General features: G+C 73.8%; 14 protein-coding genes and 3 pseudogenes. 12 read left to right on the top strand and 5 right to left on the bottom strand.

What is annotated here, in order from left to right:
* Positions 1 to 145: 145 nt before the first annotated feature.
* From CIK06_RS09540 to CIK06_RS09510, 7 genes and pseudogenes are all read left to right on the top strand, one after another.
* Positions 146 to 1,177 (top strand): PHB depolymerase family esterase, encoded by a 1,032-nt coding sequence (locus CIK06_RS09540; RefSeq protein WP_232534108.1) that lies wholly within the window; start codon positions 146 to 148, stop codon positions 1,175 to 1,177.
* An 85-nt stretch (positions 1,178 to 1,262) separates the two neighbouring features.
* The gene (locus CIK06_RS09535; RefSeq protein ID WP_095564527.1) at positions 1,263 to 2,462 is read left to right on the top strand and encodes an ABC transporter ATP-binding protein; all 1,200 of its coding nucleotides are present in this window, start codon (positions 1,263 to 1,265) and stop codon (positions 2,460 to 2,462) included.
* Positions 2,459 to 3,280, top strand: coding sequence for an ABC transporter permease (locus CIK06_RS09530; RefSeq protein ID WP_095564526.1), 822 nt, complete (start codon positions 2,459 to 2,461; stop codon positions 3,278 to 3,280). The genes CIK06_RS09535 and CIK06_RS09530 overlap by 4 nt, the downstream gene beginning before the upstream one ends.
* 20 nt (positions 3,281 to 3,300) lie before the next feature.
* Entirely contained in the window at positions 3,301 to 4,155 is an 855-nt protein-coding gene (locus tag CIK06_RS09525; RefSeq protein WP_095564525.1) for a 3'(2'),5'-bisphosphate nucleotidase CysQ, read from the top strand.
* Positions 4,152 to 5,066 carry a sulfate adenylyltransferase subunit CysD gene (gene cysD / locus CIK06_RS09520; protein ID WP_095564524.1) on the top strand — a complete coding sequence of 305 codons (915 nt, stop codon included), beginning with the start codon at positions 4,152 to 4,154 and terminating at the stop codon, positions 5,064 to 5,066. The genes CIK06_RS09525 and cysD overlap by 4 nt, the downstream gene beginning before the upstream one ends.
* A pseudogene (locus CIK06_RS09515) lies at positions 5,066 to 6,373 on the top strand (sulfate adenylyltransferase subunit 1). Before cysD ends, CIK06_RS09515 begins: the two are co-directional and overlap by 1 nt.
* Before the next feature lie 48 nt (positions 6,374 to 6,421).
* Entirely contained in the window at positions 6,422 to 7,477 is a 1,056-nt protein-coding gene (locus CIK06_RS09510; protein WP_232534107.1) for a PfkB family carbohydrate kinase, read from the top strand.
* 6 nt (positions 7,478 to 7,483) lie between these two features.
* On the opposite strand, the gene CIK06_RS32365 is transcribed toward CIK06_RS09510, so the two are convergent.
* Together CIK06_RS32365 and CIK06_RS09500 are read right to left on the bottom strand one after the other, a co-directional pair.
* Entirely contained in the window at positions 7,484 to 7,846 is a 363-nt protein-coding gene (locus tag CIK06_RS32365; RefSeq protein ID WP_095564522.1) for a ClpX C4-type zinc finger protein, read from the bottom strand.
* Between the two features lie 40 nt (positions 7,847 to 7,886).
* Entirely contained in the window at positions 7,887 to 8,456 is a 570-nt protein-coding gene (locus tag CIK06_RS09500; protein WP_095564521.1) for a macro domain-containing protein, read from the bottom strand.
* A 197-nt stretch (positions 8,457 to 8,653) separates the two neighbouring features.
* On the opposite strand from CIK06_RS09500, the gene CIK06_RS09495 reads away from it, so the two are divergent.
* The 3 genes and pseudogenes from CIK06_RS09495 to CIK06_RS09485 form a co-directional block, all read left to right on the top strand.
* The gene (locus tag CIK06_RS09495; RefSeq protein ID WP_095564520.1) at positions 8,654 to 8,917 is read left to right on the top strand and encodes a PspC domain-containing protein; all 264 of its coding nucleotides are present in this window, start codon (positions 8,654 to 8,656) and stop codon (positions 8,915 to 8,917) included.
* A gap of 96 nt (positions 8,918 to 9,013) precedes the next feature.
* On the top strand, positions 9,014 to 9,523 hold the full coding sequence (locus tag CIK06_RS09490) for an NUDIX domain-containing protein (RefSeq protein ID WP_095564519.1): 510 nt from the start codon (positions 9,014 to 9,016) through the stop codon (positions 9,521 to 9,523).
* An 82-nt stretch (positions 9,524 to 9,605) separates the two neighbouring features.
* Positions 9,606 to 10,484: pseudogene (locus CIK06_RS09485) on the top strand (AraC family ligand binding domain-containing protein); the annotation flags it as partial.
* Between the two features lie 17 nt (positions 10,485 to 10,501).
* Here CIK06_RS09485 and CIK06_RS30795 read toward each other — a convergent pair.
* The 3 genes and pseudogenes from CIK06_RS30795 to ligD all read right to left on the bottom strand — a co-directional run bounded on the left by CIK06_RS30795 (position 10,502) and on the right by ligD (position 14,907).
* Positions 10,502 to 11,479: an NAD(P)-dependent oxidoreductase gene (locus tag CIK06_RS30795; RefSeq protein ID WP_095564518.1), complete on the bottom strand. Its 978-nt coding sequence runs from the start codon at positions 11,477 to 11,479 to the stop codon at positions 10,502 to 10,504.
* A gap of 207 nt (positions 11,480 to 11,686) precedes the next feature.
* Positions 11,687 to 13,914 (bottom strand): annotated as a pseudogene (locus tag CIK06_RS09475) (ATP-dependent RecD-like DNA helicase).
* A gap of 36 nt (positions 13,915 to 13,950) precedes the next feature.
* On the bottom strand, positions 13,951 to 14,907 hold the full coding sequence (gene ligD, locus CIK06_RS09470; RefSeq protein ID WP_095564517.1) for a non-homologous end-joining DNA ligase: 957 nt from the start codon (positions 14,905 to 14,907) through the stop codon (positions 13,951 to 13,953).
* A 130-nt stretch (positions 14,908 to 15,037) separates the two neighbouring features.
* On the opposite strand from ligD, the gene macS reads away from it, so the two are divergent.
* Positions 15,038 to 16,210: a MacS family sensor histidine kinase gene (macS, locus tag CIK06_RS09465; protein ID WP_095564516.1), complete on the top strand. Its 1,173-nt coding sequence runs from the start codon at positions 15,038 to 15,040 to the stop codon at positions 16,208 to 16,210.
* Positions 16,211 to 16,230: 20 nt separating this feature from the next.
* Positions 16,231 to 16,896, top strand: coding sequence for a response regulator transcription factor (locus tag CIK06_RS09460; protein WP_198348300.1), 666 nt, complete (start codon positions 16,231 to 16,233; stop codon positions 16,894 to 16,896).
* Positions 16,897 to 17,069 lie beyond the last annotated feature (173 nt).

Below are 17,069 nucleotides of genomic sequence, written 5' to 3'. Positions count from 1 at the left end.
AACATTCTCGGGCGAAAGTTGTGATATGCCATCTTTTCCCGATCTTCTTCCCGCCCGCCCCACATCCGGACGGGCCGGCCGCCGGCCTGCCCCGGCGAGCCGGGCCGGTCGGCTCGCCGGGGCGCCGTCACCGCTCGCCGGGACAGTGTCGCTTCTCGCCGGGACGCCGTCGCTGCTCGCCCGGACGCCGTCGCTGCTCGCCGGGACGCTGTCGCTGCTCGTCGTGCTGGCGGCGCTGGCCGGTTGCAGCCCTAAGCGCACCGACACGAAGCCCGACGACGGTACGCCGGCCAGCGGCCAGGCCGGCCCGGACGTGGCGGTCGGAACGTCCGAGCACACCATGACCGTGGACGGTCGGGACCGCACCTACCGGCTGTACCGGCCGGCCTCGGCCGACCTGAGCGGGCCGGTGCCGCTCGTGATCATGCTGCACGGCGCCGCCGGCACCGGATCCCAGGCGGAGGAGGCGTACGGCTGGACCGGGCAGGCCGACCGGGACGGCTTCGTGGTCGCCTTCCCGGACGGGCTGAACCGGGCCTGGGCGGTCGGCCCGGAGTGCTGCGGGGCCCCGGCCCGCGAAGGCGTGGACGACGTCGGGTTCATCACGGACCTGGTCGCCGAGATCGGCCGGGCGTTGCCCGTCGACCCGGCCCGCACGTACGTCACCGGGATCTCCAACGGCGGGCTGCTGGCGTACCGGTTGGCCTGCGACACCAGGATCTTCGCCGCGGTCGGCGCGGTGGCCACCACCCTCACCGGCCAGTGCCCGGACCCGGCACCGGTCTCGGTGCTGCACATCCACGGCCAGCAGGACAAGACCATGCCCTACGGCGGCGGCCCCGGCCGCCGGGACAACGACGGCACCGGGCGCAACCCGGTACACATCGACGGCCCGCCGATCCCCGAGCTGGCCGCCCGGTGGCGGGCCGTGGACGACTGCGACGCACCGACCGTCAGCACCGACGGCCCGGTCACCCGGTCGACGGCGACCTGTTCGCAGGGTCGGGCCGTCGAGCTGATCACCATCGCCGGCGCCGGCCACCAGTGGCCCGGCGGCGAGCCCAACCCGCCACTGGCGGAGAAGCTGCTCCACCTCGACCCGCCCGCCACCGCGCTGAACGCCACCGACACCATCTGGCGGTTCTTCAGCGCGCACCCCAAGCCGCCCGGTGGCTGACCGCCGGTCCGCACCCGCGGCGCCGGCCCGGACGGAACCGGCGGGCGGGCCGCCGACCGCCGTTCCCGTCCAGACAGGAGAGACGATGTCCAGCAGAGAGGGCCCGGCCGTGGTCGAGGTCTGCGACCTCGTGAAGCGCTACCCGCGCACCGATGCCAACGCCGTGGACGGGCTGTCGTTCACCGTCGCGCCGGGCGAGATCTTCGGGTTGTTCGGGCCGAACGGGGCCGGCAAGTCGACCACCGTCGGCATCCTGACCACCCGGCTGCGCGCCACCGGCGGCCGGGCCTCGGTCGGCGGCGTCGACGTGGCCGCCGACCCGGCCGGCGCGCGGGCGCAGCTTGCGGTGGTGCCGCAGCACAACAACCTCGACCGTGCCCTCACCCCGCGGCAGAACCTCGTCTACCACGCCACCTACCACGGGGTGCCCCGGCGGGACGCCTCGGCCCGGGCCACGGAACTGCTGGAACGCTTCGGCCTGGCCGAGCGGGCCGACCGGCGCATCGAGGCGTACTCCGGCGGCATGGCGCAACGGCTGATGATCGCGCGGGCGCTGATGCACGACCCGACGGTGCTGTTCCTGGACGAGCCGACCAACGCCCTGGACCCGCAGACCCGGCTGCTCATCTGGGGCCGGATCCGGCAACTGCGGGAGCGCGGGGTCGCGGTCGTGCTGACCACCCACGCGATGAACGAGGCGGCCCGGATCGTCGACCGGGTCGGCATCGTCGACCACGGCCGGCTGCTCACCCTGGACACCCCGGACAACCTGATCCGCGGGCTGGCCGGAAACGCGCTCCTGGACCTGACGGTCACCCCGGCCACCGCCGACGACCCGGACGCGCTCTGCACGGCGCTGGGCGAGCTGGACGGCGTACGCAAGGCGGAGCGTCTGGCGGCACCCACCGGTCGGGGCGGGCCGGGGCCGGCCGGTCGGGGCGCGGCGCTGGCCGCCCTCGCCGGGATGGGCGGCGCGGGCCGGGCCGGGCTGGCCGGCCTCGCCGGTCTGGCCGGCGGGCAGGGCGGCGGTTTCGCCGGTCCCGCCGGCGCGGCGGGCGGCGGTTTCGCCGGTCTCGCCGGCGCGGCGGGCGGCGGCCTGGCCGGGCGCGGCGGCGGGCGCGGTCGGGTCCGGGTCCGCCTGCACCTCAGCAGCGACCCCGCCGCCCTGCTCGGCGCGGCCGTGACCGTGCTGACCGGCCGGGCCGCGACGTTGAACGCCATCGACGTCGGCGAGCCCAGCCTGGAGGACGTCTTCGTTGAACTCACCGGAAGGGAACCTCGGTGACCGCTCTCGACACGCCTGCCCCACCGCGGCAGGCGGTCCGCCTCCGCCCACCGACCGGCCGGATCTTCGTCGCCGTGCTGCGCCGCGACCTCATGGTCACCGGCCGCGAGCTGTGGGTGATCCTCGTGCAGGTCGGGCTGACACCGCTGTTCATGCTCTTCGTCTTCAACACCGTCCTGGGTTCGCAGGGCATCGTGGGGCACGGCTTCGCCAGCCTGTTCCTGCCCGGCATCATCGCGCTGGCCGCCTTCACCACCGCGCTGCAGAGCGTGGCCCTGCCGCTGGTGAAGGAGTTCGGCTTCACCATGGAGATCGAGGACCGGCTGATGGCGCCGATGCCGACCGGGCTGGTCGCGATCGGCAAGCTGGTCATCGCCACCATCCGGGGGCTGCTCGCGGCCATCCTGATCTACCCGCTGGGCGCCCTGGTGGTCGGCTCGGCGCCGTGGCGTCCCGTCGGGCTGCCGCTGGCGTTCGTGACGGCGCTGCTCGGCGCCTGGGTCGGCGGGGCGCTCGGGATGAGCCTGGCCACCACCCTGCCGGTGCAGAGGATCAACGTGACCTTCTCGGTGATCCTCACCCCGATCATCTGGACCGGCTGCATCCACTACCCCTGGCCGCGGCTGTCCTCGCTGCCCTGGTACCAGGCGGTCACCGCGCTCAACCCGATGACGTACGTCTCGGAGGGGGTGCGCGGCGCGTTGCTGCCGGCCGTTCCGCACATCCCGGCCTGGGTGTGCCTGACCGTACTGACCGGGGTGGCCGTGGCGCTGACCCGGCTCAGCGTCCGCTGCTTCTGCCGGCGGGCGATCCAGTGACGTCCCTACGAGGAGCTGCCATGCCGACGACCGACCCCCCGGAATCCGACGCGGGCCTCGCCCGCTGGCTCGCCGCCCGCGCGGGCAAGCTGCTGCTGCGGGTACGCGCCGAGTACGGCCACGGCGACCCGGCCGCGCTGAAGGCGGCCGGTGACCTCGCCGCGCACGACTTCCTGCGGGCCGAACTGGCCCGTTGGCGGCCGGCCGACGCGGTGCTCTCCGAGGAGGACGAGGACTCCCGGACGATCCGGTCGGCCGGTCGGACCGGCCGGTCGAGCGCCGACCGGGTGTGGATCGTGGATCCGTTGGACGGGACCCGGGAGTTCTCGGAGGAGGGCCGCACGGACTGGGCGGTGCACGTGGCGCTCTGGGACCGCCGGCTCGGGGGGCACGGCCTGGCCGCCGGGGCGGTGGCGTTGCCGGCGCAGCACCGGGTGCTGGGCACCGACGTCCCGCCGCCGGACCCGAGCGCGTCCACCCCGCTGGGCGGGACCATCCGGGTGGCGGCGAGTCGGAGCCGCCCGCCGGCGTTCCTGACGGACCTGGCGGCCGAAATGGGTGCGCGGTTGGTGCCGATGGGTTCGGCGGGGGCGAAGATCGCGGCGGTGGTGGGTGGTGAGGTGGATGCGTACGTGCATGCGGGTGGGCAGTACGAGTGGGATTCTGCCGCGCCGGTGGCTGTGGCGACGGCCACGGGTTTGCATGCTTCCCGGATCGACGGGTCCGCGTTGAAATACAACCAGGCCGACCCGCGCCTGCCCGATCTGCTGGTCTGTCGTAGCGATCTTGCCGAGCCACTGCTCGCCGCCCTGCGGCGGCAGGCGTGCGCGGCCGTCGCCGCACCCGTTCCCCCATCCGGAAAGGAGCCACGATGAGCAGCGAGGTTGCCGCCTATCAGGTCTCGCACCTGGCTGAGTTGGAGGCGGAGAGCATTTTCGTCATCCGTGAGGTGGTGGCGGAGTTGGAACGTCCGGCGTTGTTGTTTTCCGGTGGTAAAGACTCGATCGTGATGTTGCGGTTGGCGCAGAAGGCGTTCGCGCCGGCTGGTGTGCCGTTCCCGGTGATGCATGTGGATACGGGGCACAACTTTCCGGAGGTGTTGGCGTTCCGGGACGCGCGGGTGAACCAGTTGCGGTTGCAGTTGCTGGTGGCCAGTGTGCCGGAGGCGTTGGAGAAGGGTCTGGTACGGGCGCCGGCGGATGGGACGCGGAACCGGATCCAGACGCCGGTGTTGTTGGAGGCGGTGGAGAAGTACCGGTTCAACGCCCTGTTCGGGGGTGCGCGGCGGGACGAGGAGAAAGCCCGCGCGAAGGAACGGATCTTCAGTTTCCGGGACGAGTTCGGGCAGTGGGACCCGAAGAACCAGCGGCCGGAGTTGTGGTCGCTGTACAACGGCCGTCACCATGCGGGCGAGTCGATCCGGGTGTTCCCGTTGTCGAACTGGACCGAGTTGGACGTGTGGCACTACATCGCCCGGGAACGGTTGACGCTGCCCTCGATCTACTTCGCCCACGAGCGGCAGGTGGTCGAGCGTGACGGCATGTTGTACGGGGTGAACGAGTTCCTCCCGGCCCGGGACGGGGAGCGGGTGTTCACCGCCCGGGTGCGGTACCGCACCGTGGGCGACGCGTCCTGCACCGCGGCGGTGGCCTCGGACGCCGACACGGTGGACAAGGTGATCGAGGAAGTCGCCGCGACCCGGATCACCGAACGAGGCGCGACCCGTGGCGACGACCGGGTCAGCGAGGCCGCGATGGAAGACCGTAAGCGGGAGGGCTACTTCTGATGACCGTCCACACCACCACCGGCGGCGGGTTGGAAACCGAGTCGGGGCAGCGGCCGATGGACCTGCTGCGGTTCGCCACCGCCGGCAGCGTCGACGACGGCAAGTCCACCCTCATCGGCCGGCTGCTGTACGACACGAAATCCCTGTTCAACGACCAACTCGCCGCGGTCGAAGCGGTCAGCACCGCCCGCGGCGACGAATACACCAACCTCGCCCTGCTCACCGACGGGCTCCGCGCCGAACGGGAACAAGGCATCACCATCGACGTGGCCTACCGCTACTTCGCCACCCCCCGACGCAAGTTCATCATCGCCGACACCCCGGCCACATCCAGTACACCCGCAACATGGTCACCGGCGCCTCCACCGCCGACCTGGCCCTCATCCTCGTCGACGCCCGCAAAGGCCTGGTCGAACAATCCCGCCGCCACGCCTTCCTCTGCTCCCTGCTCCGCGTCCCCACCTCGTCCTGTGCGTCAACAAAATGGACCTCGTCGACTGGTCCCAGGACGTGTTCAACACCATCAACGACGAATTCACCGCCTTCGCCGCGAAACTCGACGCCCCCGACCTCACCGCCATCCCCATCAGCGCCCTACACGGCGACAACATCGTCACCCGCTCCGAAGCCACCCCCTGGTACGAAGGCCCCGCCCTCCTCCACCACCTCGAACACGTCCACATCGCCTCCGACCGCAACCTCGTCGACGTCCGCTTCCCCGTCCAATACGTCATCCGCCCCCAATCCACCACCATCACCGACTACCGCGGCTACGCCGGACAAGTCGCCTCCGGCATCCTCAAACCCCACGACGAAGTCATGATCCTGCCCTCCGGCTTCACCACCCACATCACCCACATCGACACCGCCGACGGACCCCAAACCCAAGCCCACCCCCCCATGTCCGTCACCATCCGCCTCGCCGACGAACTCGACATCTCCCGCGGCGACATGATCTGCCGCCCCCACAACACCCCCACCCCCACCCAGGACATCGAAGCCATGCTCTGCTGGATGGACGAAACCCAACCCCTCACCATCGGCGGCAAATACACCATCAAACACACCACCCGCACCGCCCGCACCCTCATCCGCACCCTCCACTACCGCCTCGACATCAACACCCTCCACCGCGACGAAACCGCCACCACCCTCACCCTCAACGACATCGGCCGCGTCCGCCTCCGCACCACCATCCCCTCCTCGCCGACGAATACCGCCGCAACCGCACCACCGGCGGCTTCATCCTCATCGACGAAACCACCAACCGCACCATCGCCGCCGGCATGATCGTCGACCCGAGCTGACGGCGACCCCGGCTGACAGCGGGCGGCCGGACCGGGTAGACGTAGTGGGTGGATGTTGACCGGTCCGGCCGCGCGACGACCAGCCGCGCCGTGCGGGTGGTCTGCGTCGGGCTGGCCACCGTGGACGTGGTGCAGCGGGTCGACCGGCTGCCCGGGGCCGACGAGAAGACCCAGTCCTCCTCGCTGGAGTGCGCCGCCGGCGGCCCCGCCACCAACGCGGCGGTGACGGCAAGCGCCCTCGGTGCCCGGGTCACCCTCGTCTCGGCCGTCGGCCGGCACCCGCTGGCCCAGCTCATCCGCGCCGACCTGGCCGCGTGCCGGGTCACCCTGCTGGACGCCGCGCCGGGTAGCGACGTACCGCCGCCGGTCTCGACCGTCGCGGTGCTGGCCGGCACCGGCGAGCGGAGCGTGATCAGCCGGAACGCCGACGGCATCGACGCCGCCGTCCCACCCGGCCTGGCCGAGGCGGTGCGGCGGGCCGATGCCGTCCTCGTCGACGGCCACCACCCCGCGCTCGCCGTGGCCACGGTCCGCGCCGCCGCGCGCTGGGGCCGGCCGGTGGTCCTGGACGCGGGAAGCTGGCGGCCCGTCTTCGCCGAGCTGCTGCCGTACGCGAACCTGGTGGCCTGTTCGGCGGCCTTCCGCCCGCCCGGTTGTGCGGACCCGCCCCGGATCGTGGCCCCCGGCGCGGACCGGGCCGGGGCAGCGGACCGGGCCGGGGCAGCGGACCGGGCCGGGGCAGCGGTCTCCGGCGCGAACCGTGGCGGGACCGCGGTGTCCGGCGCGGACCGGGACGAGGCGGTGGCGGCCGCGCTGCGGGCCGCCGGGGCGCGCCAGGTCGCGATCACCCACGGCCCCGCGCCGGTACGGTGGTGGTCGGCCGACGCGGCCGGAACGGTCGACGTGCCGAGGGTCGCCGCGGTGGACACCGCCGGAGCGGGTGACGCCTTCCACGGCGCCCTCGCGGTGGCGCTGGCCCGGTCGCCGGCCGGTCCCGACCCGACGGCCGCGCTGCGCTACGCCGTGACCGTGGCCGGAATCCGGGTGGCGCACGCCGGACCCCGGCGCTGGCTGGCCGACCCCCGGCTGCCGGCCGTGCGCTGACCCGCGCTACTCCTCGCCGGAGAACCGCTCCCAGGCCGACTGCCTGGTGATGCCCAACGCGGCCCCGATCGTCGTCCACGTCGTGCCCCTGGCGCGCAGGAGCCGGGCGATCCGCCCGACCGTGCGGTCCACGTGGTGCCGAAGCGACGCGACCCGGACCATGGTGGCGAGCAGTTCCTCATCGGACTGGTCATCCCAGAGACGGATACCTTCCAGGCGCCTGCCCGCGAGCACGTCGTTGCAGAGTTGGACGCACTCGTCGCAGATCATGGGGCCCGGTCCGGCGATCAGGTGGGCCACCTCCTGCTGCCTTTTCCCGCAGAAGGAACACCGCAGTTCGAGATCCTGAGCCGAGGTCGCGACAGACATGAACCCTCCCTGTACCTACGTCAGGCTTACCCTGACGTTGTCAGGGTAAGCCTGACGCATGTTCCGGGCAAGACAGCGCAGCCGCATTCGCGGAAGAAGGACACCGGGCGCCCCCACTCGCGCCATCGCCGCCCATGTCGACCCGACCCGAATCGACCCCTCCGGGGGGAAAGAGAAGCACCTTGATGCCCGGCATCCTGGCGAAGGCAGACTCGATCACCGGACGCACATCCCGCCAGTCCAGGCCGCCGTTGCCGCAGCCCAACGCCGGGACCGCTACCGACGCGAGGCCAAGGTCCCCGACAACTCGGACCAGATCCGCCATCCCCGACCCGATGTCGGTCAGGCAGGACCGGGTGCGCCAGTGCTCCTTGGTCGGAAAGTTGATGACATAGCGACGAGGCCCCAGCCGACCGGAGTCGAACACGAACATTTCACCAAGCCTGACCCGCCCCTGCTGGCACGCAGCTCGATAGGCCGCGAAGTTGGCCGGGTAAGCCCGCTTGAACTGCTCAGCAATGCCCTTCCCCATCACCCCGACCGTGTTCACGGTGTTCACCAGCGCGTCCGCCTCGGCGGTGAGCAGGTTGCCGCGGTTGATGTCGATCATCGGAGACCTCCCCCCTGGCTTTCCTCGTAGTACCACCCCGGTCTGACATCAACGCACGCGCTGGGCGCGAACGGGAGTTACCCCGAGGTTCGGCCCGGGTGAGGGATCCGGGAAGGCTCGGGGGTCGGTCCCGATGCCAGCCGGCCCGCACGGCGGGATTCTGGAGGGGAAGAGTTCACCGGAGAAAGCGGGAAACCATGGACACCGTGCACGACTCGTTCCACCGGCAGGGTCTGGTCCGGCCGCGTGACGGCCGGGTACTCGGCGGGGTCTGCGCCGGCCTCGGCCGGCGGTTCGGCATCGAACCGTGGCCGGCCCGGCTGCTGTTCGTGATCGTGCTGTTGCTGATCCCCGGCAGCCAGTTCCTGATCTATCCGATCCTGTGGATCCTGATGCCTTCCGAGACCGAGGTGTCGGGCACCACCGGACCGACCAACTGGACGGCCCCGCCCGCCGCCTGAGGGGGCGGCCGGCGGGCCGGGTCGAACCGCCGCCGGAACGCCGCCGCCGGAACAGGGGCCTTCCCCACCGGCGCGGTGCAGGTATCGTCGTGCGGCGTGACCGGCGCCCCGTACTCGCACTGCTCCTACTGCGGCACCGCCTACCCGGCCGACGCCGGTTGGCCCCGGGATTGCGGCGCCTGTGGCCAACTCGTCTGGCGCAACCCGCTGCCCGTGGCGGTCGCCGTGCTGCCGGTACGCACCGACGACGGGCTCGGCGTGGTCGTGCAGCGCCGGGACATCGAGCCGGGCCGCGGGCTGCTGTCGCTGCCCGGCGGCTTCATCGAGTACGGCGAGGACTGGCGCGACGCGCTGGTCCGCGAGCTGCTGGAGGAGACGACCCTGGTGGCCGACGCCGCCACGGTACGGCTGTACACGGTGCTGAGTGCCCCGTACGGCGGCTCGCTGATGATCTTCGGCGAGCTGCCGGAGGTGCCCTTCGACGGGCTGCCACCGTCCCGGCCCACCGCCGAGTCGACGGAGTGGCTGGTCCTCACCGAGCCGGCCGAGCTGGCGTTCTCCACCCACAGCGAGGTGCTGGCCGACTTCCTCGCCCGGCACCGCTGACCCCGCCCCGCGCGGCACGGCACGCCACCGGCGCCGAGGTGGCCCTCGCCGTACCGGTCCCGGTGTTCCTACCCTGGGCAGGATGTCGACGGACCGCGACCTGCTGCGAGGCCACCTGCCCACCGGGCCGGACGCGCCGGGTCTGCGGCTCCGGTTCGGCGCGGACGCCGCCGGGATTGAGCGGCTCGCGGCCTCGCTGCGCGGCGAGGCGTTCGCCCCGCACCGGCACGACACGTACGCGATCGGCGTGACGCTGCGCGGGGTGCAGACGTTCCGCTACCGGGGCGAGCGCCGGCACTGCCTGCCCGGTGAGTGGCACGTGCTGCACCCGGACGAGGTACACGACGGCGCCGCCGGCACCGACGAGGGCTTCGGCTACCGGATCATCTACCTCGATCCGGCGCTCGTCCGGGAGTCCTTGGGCGGGGCGCCGCTGCCGTTCGTCCCGGATCCCGTGGTCCGCCCCCGGCCCGCGGCGCCCGGACTGACCGGCTGGCTCGCCGACCTGGACCGTCCGCTGGACGAGGTGGAACGCGTGGAGCTGGTGGTGGCGGTCACCGACCTGCTCACCCGGCACGCCGCGGCGCGGCCGGGGCGGTCGCGACCGCTGCCCGCCGGGGCGGCACGGCCAGCACCGCTGCCCGCCGGGGCGACGCGGTCAGCACCGCTGCCCGTCGGGGCGGTGGCCCGGCGGTCCGGCCTCGCGGTGGCGGCCGTGTCCCGGGTCCGGGACCTGATCCTCGCCGACCCGACCGTCGCGCACCCGGCCGCGGAACTGGAGCGGGTCACCGGGCTTGACCGCTGGACGGTGGCGCGACAGTTCCGGGCGGCCTTCGGCACCAGTCCCAGCCGGTTCCGCACGCTGCGGCAACTCGACCGGGCTCGGGTGCTGATGCGGGCCGGCGTCCCGCTGCGCGAGGTCGCGGCGGCGGCCGGGTTCGCCGACCAGAGCCACCTGACCCGGATGTTCAAGCGGGCCTACGGGCTCACCCCGTCCTCCTGGACGGCGGCGGCGACCGGACCCGCCGCATCGGCGGCGTCGGCCGCCGGGTCTACGGCACCGGCGGCCGGGTCTACGGCACCGGCCGCCGGATCGGCGGCCTCGATGGCACGCACCACGGCCGCCATGTCGAGCTGACCGTGCCCGAGCCGCACGGTCTCGGTGAACAGCCGGTGGCAGACGTCCAGCAGCGGTGCGGCGGCGCCGGCCGAACGGGCCGCGTCCACGATCAGCCGGTTGTTGTACAGCACGTCCCGGACCGCGGCCTGCACGTCGAAGTCGCCGTCGCGCAGCTTGGCCGCCTTGCCCCGGGACACGACGCTGGCCATCGGGCCGGCATCCAGCACCGAGACCAGGGTGTGCAGGTCGACCCCGGCCCGGTCGGCGAAGTGCACGGCCTCGGCCAGCCCGGTGACCATGGTGATCAGGAACAGGTTGACCGCCAGCTTGGTCAGCAGCGCCCCGGGGACCGCACCGCACGGCACGGTCTGCGCGCACATCGGGTCGAGCAGCGGCCGTACCCGGGCCACCGCGGCCTCGGTCCCGGCCACCATCGCCACCAGGTTGCCCGCCTCGGCCGGGCCGCGCGAGCCGGAGACCGGCGCCTCCACGTACTCGCCGCCGGCCGAGCGCACGTCGGCGCCCAGCCCCCGGGAGTACGCCGGGGACGTGGTGCCCATGTGCACCACCGTGCGGCCCGCCACCATGGCCGCGAACCGGGGTGTGCCGCGGGCCAGCACCGCGTCGATGGCCGTCTCGTTGGCCAGCATCACCAGCACCACGTCCGCGCGCTCGAACACGGCGGCCGGGTCCGGCGCGGCCAGCGCGCCCGCGTCCACCAGCCGGGCCAGGCCGGGCGCCGACCGGTTCCACACGTGCAGCCGTACCCCCGCCCGCACCAGGTGCAGGGCCATCGGCTGACCCATCACCCCCAGGCCGAGAAAGCCGAGGTCCACCGGGCACCTCCCGCGACGTCGCACCACCGGGCCCGGCCGCCGCGGTTGGACGGCGGCCATCGGGCGGCGCGGACACCGTTGTAGCCGCCGCACGCCCCCGCTGTCTTGAACGATCGTGCGCAGCACCGGGCCGGACCGCCACCCGCGCCCGGACGTCATCCGCAGGCTCACGCCCGCAACCGACCCGCGCCGCGAACACCGCGCCGGTCAGCGGTCCGGGCGCAGCCGGTACGCCAGCGCGGTGTGCCGGCGACCGGACCCGACCGTGCGGACGGCGGCGGCCAGCGCCCGCCGGGAGCCGACGAGCACCACGAGCCGCTTCGCCCGGGTGACCGCGGTGTAGAGCAGGTTGCGCTGGAGCATCACCCAGGCGCTGGTGGTCAGCGGGATCACCACGGCCGGGTACTCGGAGCCCTGCGACCGGTGGATCGTCATCGCGTAGGCATGGGACAGCTCGTCCAGCTCGTCGAAGTCGTACCCGATCAGCTCGTCCTCGTCGGTGCGTACGGTGAGGTTCTGCTCCTCGGGGGAGACGGCCGTGACGACGCCGACGGTGCCGTTGAAGACGCCGGCCGCGCCCTTGTCGTAGTTGTTGCGGATCTGCGTGACCTTGTCGCCGGGCCGGAACACCCGGCCGCCCATCCGCCGTTCCGGAACGGTCTCCCGGTGCGGGGTGAGGCGCTCCTGCAACAGCGTGTTCAGCGTGCCGGCGCCGGCCGCGCCGCGGTGCATCGGGGCGAGCACCTGGATGTCGCGGCGCGGGTCGAGGCCGAACCGGGCCGGTACGCGGGCGCAGGCCACGTCCACGGTCAGCGCCGCGGCGGCGTCGGTGTCCTCGCAGGGGAAGAGGAAGAAGTCGGCGAGTCCCTGGGTGACCGGCGGGCGGCCCGCGTTGATCCGGTGCGCGTTGGTCACCACCCCGGACTCCGCGGCCTGCCGGAACACGCGGGTCAGCCGGACCCGCGGCACCGCGTCGGCCGCGAGCAGGTCGCGCAGCACCTCGCCGGCGCCCACCGACGGGAGCTGGTCGACGTCGCCGACCAGCAGCAGGTGCCCGCCGGGCGGTACGGCCTTGACCAGCTTGTTGGCCAGGATGAGGTCCAGCATGGACGACTCGTCGACCACCAGCAGGTCGACGTCCAGCGGGTTGTCCCGGTCGTAGCTGGCGTCCCCGCCGGGCTTCAGCTTCAGCAGCCGGTGCACGGTGGCCGCCGGGTGGCCGGTCAGCTCGGCGAGCCGCTTCGCGGCCCGGCCGGTGGGGGCGGCCAGCACCACCTTCGCCCGCTTGGCCACGGCCAGCTCCACCACCGAGCGGACGGTGAAGCTCTTGCCGCAGCCCGGTCCGCCGGTGAGCACCGCGACCTTCGCGGTGAGCGCGAGCCGGACCGCCTGTTCCTGTTCGGGCGCCAGGTCCGCCCCGGTGCGGGCGCGCAGCCAGCGCAGCGCCCGGTCCCAGGCCACGTCGGCGAACTGCGGCAGCCGGTCGGCCGGCTCGGTCAGCAGCCGGGTCAGGGCGCCGGCCAGGGCACGCTCGGCGCGGTGGAACGGGACCAGGTAGATCGCGGGCACGGGTGGCTGTCCGTCGCCGCCCGGCAGGTCCTCCCGGACCACGCCCTCCTCGGCGACGAGGTCGTCGAGGCAGCGCTCGACGAGGTCCGCCGGAACGCTGAGAATCCTGGTGGCGTCGGCCACCAGCTGCGGCGCCGGCAGGTAGCAGTGCCCGCCCGAATCGGTGGCCTCGGACAGCGCGTACCGCAGGCCGGCCTTGGCCCGCTCGGGGCTGTCGTGCGGGATCCCGACGGCCTGCGCGATGGTGTCGGCCGTCTTGAAGCCGATCCCCCAGACGTCCGCGGCCAGCCGGTAGGGCTCCTTGCGGACCACCTCGATGGAGCGTTCGCCGTACTCCTTGAAGATCCGCACCGCCACCGAGGTCGACACGCCGACGCCCTGGAGGAAGACCATCACCTCCTTGATGACCTTCTGCTCGGCCCACGCCGCGGTGATCTTCGCGGTCCGCTTCGGACCCAGCCCCGGCACCTCGACCAGGCGGGCCGGCTGCTGCTCGATGACGTCCAGGGTGGCCAGGCCGAAGTGCTCCACGATGCGTTCGGCGAAGACCGGCCCGATCCCCTTGACCAGGCCGGACCCGAGGTAGCGCCGGATGCCCTGGATGGTGGCCGGCAGCACGGTGGTGTACGACTCGACCTCGAACTGCCGGCCGAACCGGGGGTGCGAGGACCAGCGCCCCACCAGCCGCAGGCTCTCCCCGGCTGCGCCCCGAGCAGCGCCCCGACCGCGGTCAGCAGGTTGGAGCCGCGGCCGGTGGCGACCCGGGCCACCGTGTACCCGGTCTCCTCGTTGACGTACGTCAGGCGCTCCAGCACCGCCTCCAGCTCGGCGGCGGGCGGACGGGCGGGCGCGGTCACGCCGACCATCATGCCCGGTGTCCCCGACACCGCGGCCCGCTCGGGTCAGCCCTGCGCGCGCCGCTCCCGGGCCCGCCGCCTGCCCTCGTGCATGGCCTGCACCCGGGCCACCGGGATGGTCCGGCCCTCCTCGACCAGGTCCGCCGGCAACGGCTGCGGCTCCGGCAGCATCTGCGCCCACCGGTCCCGGCCGGCGAGCAGCCCGGGGGCGGTGTGCAGGGTGAAGTCGGCCGGGGTCACGTCCGGCAGGTCGTCCCAGGCCACCGGGAACGAGACCGGGGTGCCGGGCCGGATCCGCGGACTGTACGCGGCGACCACCGTCGCCCCGTACGCCCGGGTGGAGTCGAGGAACACCCGGCCGCCCCGGTCGGCCAGCACGAACGCGGTGGTGGCCAGCCCGGGGTCGAGCCGCTCGGCCCGGGCCGCGAGCGCCCGGGTGGCCGCCGCCATCTCCTCCGCGGTGGCCTGCTCGTGCACCGGCACCACGACGTGTACGCCCTTCGCGCCGCTGGTCTTGACCGCGCCGCTGAGCCCGGCGTCCCGCAGCGCCTGCCGGACCAGCCCCGCGGCGGCGACCACGGCCGGGAAGGCGGCGCCGGCCGGCGGGTCGAGGTCGAGCACGAGGTGGGTGGGGTGCTGCGGCGAACCGGCCCGGCTCAGCGTGGGGTGGTACTCCACGGCCCGCTGGTTGGCGAACCAGAGCAGCGTCCGGCGGTCGTCGCAGAGCGCGTACGAGATCTCCCGGCGCGACGCCTCCGCCCAGACCGGCACCCGCCGCACCCAGTCGGGGGTGTACTTCGGCAGGTTCTTCTGCATGAACGGCGGCTGGCCGCGCAGCACCCGCAGCACCGACAGCGGCCGGTCGCGCAGGTGGGGCAGGATCTGGTCGCGGATGCCGTCCAGGTAGTCCACGAGGTCCCGCTTGGTCGCCCCGGCATCGGCGAACAGCGGCTGGTCGAGGTTGGTCAGCGGCACCCCGTCCCGCGTGTCGTCCCCGCTCATGGTCACCAACCCTGGCCGGATCGGGACGCCCGGTCAACCCGCCGCGCGATCGGGCACGGCCGGCCGCGCACCTCGCGGCCGGCCGGACGGCGCTTTCTATAGTTCGAGGCCGGAGCGACAGGAGGCAGGGATGGACGGGTCCGACCGCGAGGTCGCCGGGACCGGCGCCGCCGGGGAGCCGACCGAGGCGTACGACGTGCCGCTGTGGCGGGCCATCGCGGTGTTCCGGATCGGTTCGTTCGGGTACGTCGCGCTGACCGCCGCGGTCAACGCCGGGGCGTACCGGCATCCGTGGCTGGTCTGGGCCGAACTGGCCGTGATGGGGGTCTGGACGGCGGTGGCCGTGCCGGCGTACACGGCGACCCGGCGCCGGCGCCCGTTGCTGGCCGTCGACCTGGTGGTCACCGTCGGCTGCCTGCTGCTCACCCCGCTGGCCGCGGGCGCCGCCGCGATGGGTCCGGGCCGGCCCCCGGTGCCGCCGTCGGCCTGGATGGCCGGTCCGGTGCTGGCCTGGGCGGTGGCCGGCGGCCGGCGCCCGGCGGTGGCCGCGGCGCTGCTGATCGGCGCCACCGACGTGGCCACCCATCACCGGCTGACCCAGACGACGCTGAACGGTCCGGTGCTGCTGCTGCTCGCGGGGGTCGGGATGGGGCAGTTGGCCCGGCTGATCGTCGACGCCCGGCAGCGGCTGCGCCGCGCGGTGGAGTTGGAGGCGGCCACCCGGGAACGGGAACGGCTGGCCCGCGGCATCCACGACTCGGTGTTGCAGGTGCTGGCCCTGGTGCAGCGGCGCGGCACGGAGATCGGCGGCGAGGCGGCCGAACTGGGCCGGCTGGCCGGCGCCCAGGAGGTCGCGCTGCGTGAGCTGGTCACCGGCCGCCGGCCGGTCCCGCCGGCCGGCGGCGCCGACCTGCGCACCGAACTCGGCCGGTACGCCGCGCCGGGTGTGTCGCTGTCCACCCCGGCGGAGCCGGTCACCCTGCCGGCCGGCACCGCCACCGCGGTCGCCGCGGCCACGGGGGCGGCGCTGGACAACGTACGGCGGCACTGCGGCCCGAGCGCCCCGGCCTGGGTGCTGGTCGAGGACGAGCCGGACGCGGTGACCGTGACGATCCGCGACGAGGGGCCGGGCATCACCCCGGGACGGCTGGAGCGGGCGGCGGCGGACGGCCGGATCGGGGTGGCGCAGTCGATCCGCGGCCGGATCCGGGACGCCGGCGGCAGCGTGACGATCACCTCGGCGCCCGGCGAGGGCACCGAGATCGAGCTGCGCGTGCCGCGGGCGCGCCCGCCGGTAGGCTGAACCGGGTGAACATCCGGGTCATGGTCGTCGACGATCATCCGATGTGGAGAGACAGCGTGGCCCGTGACCTCGCCGAGGCGGGCTTCGAGGTCGTGGCGGCGCTCGGCGAGGGACGCCAGGCCATCCGGCTGGCCGGGGCCACCACGCCGGACGTGGTGGTGCTGGACCTCCAGCTACCGGACCTGTCCGGGGTGGCCGTGGTCAGCGGCCTGCGCGAGGCCCACCCCGGCACCCGGGTGCTGATGCTGTCCGCCAGCGGCGAGCGGCAGGACGTGCTGGACGCGGTCAAGGCCGGCGCGAGCGGCTACCTGGTCAAGTCGGCCGGCCGCGAGGAGTTCATCGACGCGGTCCGGCGCACCGCCGGGGGCGACGCGGTGTTCACCCCCGGGCTCGCCGGCCTGGTGCTGGGTGAGTACCGGCGGCTGGCGGCGCAGCCGGCGGTCCCCGACGACAGCGCGGAACGTCCGCGGCTGACCGACCGGGAGACCGAGGTGCTCCGGCTGGTGGCCAAGGGCCTGTCCCACCGGCAGATCGCGCAGCGGCTCACCCTCTCCCCCCGGACGGTGCAGAACCACGTCCAGAACACGCTCCAGAAGCTCCAGTTGCACAACCGGGTGGAGCTGGTCCGGTACGCCATCCAGCAGGGGCTGGACGAGGAGCCGCCATCGCCGCCGGCCGCCGGCTGAGGCCGCGCCGGGACCACACCCGGGCCGTGCCCGGGACCGCCGCCGGCCGGGCGGCGCCGGGTCGCGCCGGGTGAATCACCCCAGCCGCACCCGGGTGAGGTGACCCGGTCGTACCGGGTCGGATGCGCCGCCGCAACGGGTGGGCGCGCGGATGTGGCCACCGGCCCGCTGCC

The sequence above is a fragment of the Plantactinospora sp. KBS50 genome, from assembly GCF_002285795.1.
GTDB lineage: Bacteria > Actinomycetota > Actinomycetes > Mycobacteriales > Micromonosporaceae > KBS50.
This window is presented reverse-complemented; position numbering and strand designations above follow the sequence as displayed.

What these genes read in the sequence shown, in the direction of transcription:
- CIK06_RS09535 (WP_095564527.1), top strand. Translation starts at nt 1,263, where the DNA reads ATGTCCAGCAGAGAGGGCCCGGCCGTGGTCGAGGTCTGCGACCTCGTG.
- ligD (WP_095564517.1), bottom strand. Translation starts at nt 14,907, where the DNA reads ATGAGCGGGGACGACACGCGGGACGGGGTGCCGCTGACCAACCTCGAC.
- CIK06_RS09495 (WP_095564520.1), top strand. Translation starts at nt 8,654, where the DNA reads ATGGACACCGTGCACGACTCGTTCCACCGGCAGGGTCTGGTCCGGCCG.
- CIK06_RS09525 (WP_095564525.1), top strand. Translation starts at nt 3,301, where the DNA reads ATGCCGACGACCGACCCCCCGGAATCCGACGCGGGCCTCGCCCGCTGG.
- macS (WP_095564516.1), top strand. Translation starts at nt 15,038, where the DNA reads ATGGACGGGTCCGACCGCGAGGTCGCCGGGACCGGCGCCGCCGGGGAG.
- CIK06_RS09460 (WP_198348300.1), top strand. Translation starts at nt 16,231, where the DNA reads ATGGTCGTCGACGATCATCCGATGTGGAGAGACAGCGTGGCCCGTGAC.
- CIK06_RS09500 (WP_095564521.1), bottom strand. Translation starts at nt 8,456, where the DNA reads ATGATCGACATCAACCGCGGCAACCTGCTCACCGCCGAGGCGGACGCG.
- CIK06_RS32365 (WP_095564522.1), bottom strand. Translation starts at nt 7,846, where the DNA reads ATGTCTGTCGCGACCTCGGCTCAGGATCTCGAACTGCGGTGTTCCTTC.
- cysD (WP_095564524.1), top strand. Translation starts at nt 4,152, where the DNA reads ATGAGCAGCGAGGTTGCCGCCTATCAGGTCTCGCACCTGGCTGAGTTG.